1 protein-coding gene and 1 pseudogene are annotated in these 1,278 nt (G+C 40.8%); both read right to left on the reverse strand.

From position 1 onward, the window contains the following. Window positions 1–135: pseudogene (locus R7Q47_RS25065) on the reverse strand (sigma-54-dependent Fis family transcriptional regulator); the annotation flags it as partial. Then, entirely contained in the window at window positions 132–1,154 is a 1,023-nt protein-coding gene (locus R7Q47_RS25070; protein ID WP_318090018.1) for an OmpA family protein, read from the reverse strand. The gene R7Q47_RS25070 and the pseudogene R7Q47_RS25065, both read right to left, overlap by 4 nt. Between the last annotated feature and the right edge of the window lie 124 nt (window positions 1,155–1,278).

Consider the following 1,278-nt stretch of genomic DNA (forward strand, 5'->3'; position numbering starts at 1 on the left):
GCGCTCTTCTAACAGTGCGCTTCGCCCTGTACGTGTGTGCTTTGCGGTGTAACCGGCATTCTTCAGCACATCCAGTACAGGTTGAGCAAGGTGTTCGTTCGGCTCAACCAACAAAATATTCGTTTTCGTCATCATTGAACCTTAACCTTCTTCTGTTGAGTCTGTTGTTGTACGTACATGGTGTTTTTTTCTATGGTGCGTTCGTTGTCTCTGACTAGGCGCAACGTCACACGTCGATTCTTTGCCTGACCAGCTGCTGTATTGTTATTTGCGACCGGATATCGGTCACCATGAGATCTGACTTCGATAATATTTGGGTTTACACCGTGAGCAATCAGTGCATCGGCCACTTGTTGAGCACGTAAACGTGATACCGAAAGGTTGGTGAGCCTTGGTCCAACATTGTCGGTATGGCCATCGATTAGTACTTTCGTCACTCGGTCATCAACAGAAAGATAGCTATAGAGCGCAGCTAACGTCTGTTGCTGAGTCGCATTTAGTGTTTTCTGACCGAATTGAAAAGGCAAAACGATGTCTCTTGCTTGTGAGAACGACAGTTTCGGTAGTCGCTCAAGACACGCATTAAATTCGCTCAGTGCCTTTTGAATTTGAATTGTTGGGATTCTGACCTCTGACAAAGCGGAAGCGTCTTTTCCTTCCAATACCAGCGTAATCCAACTACCACCGGCAATCGCCTTCATTAGTGAGGGTGCGCCTTTACGGAATACAAATCGACGAGAAGGCTTGGTAACCGTAAGAGAAGATTCAACCTTTCTATAAAGCTCCTTACCCCACGGTGCATTTTGACTAATTAATTTCGCACCTTGCCATTTATTCCCTTCGTTGCGTATATCGGAAATAAATAAAATTTGATTATTTGGTTCCGCACGGAAATAAAACTTCCCCATTGAAACCTTTGAATGCATCAGGTTGCACTCAAATTTATTTCCTTTGAAAGACCAATTAGAAATATCCATTGGAACTGTCAATACCTCACCAGACATGGCTGGATTAAAATTGACCAAAGCCAAAGAAAAAAAGACGTTACAAATTATTATCAAACTACGAAAGGAAAAGTATATCTTACATTTCCATGACTTAAGCAGTTTAATTAAATATGCCACTGAAGCTCTATAACTGGCATAGCTAATCATGTTAATTACCTATTCTGAAATACTTAAATTGATTGGCAAACGTTTACATGAGCTGGAACACCCATAAAACAAACGAGATAAGACCAATAAAACAACTATTTATATTAATTTTTTTATAATAATC

It is taken from the genome of Vibrio sp. Vb0349 (genome assembly GCF_033338975.1).

Bases quoted from the DNA above. Each gene is read 5' to 3' on its own strand.
- R7Q47_RS25070 (WP_318090018.1), bottom strand. From the start codon at position 1,154: ATGATTAGCTATGCCAGTTATAGAGCTTCAGTGGCATATTTAATTAAA.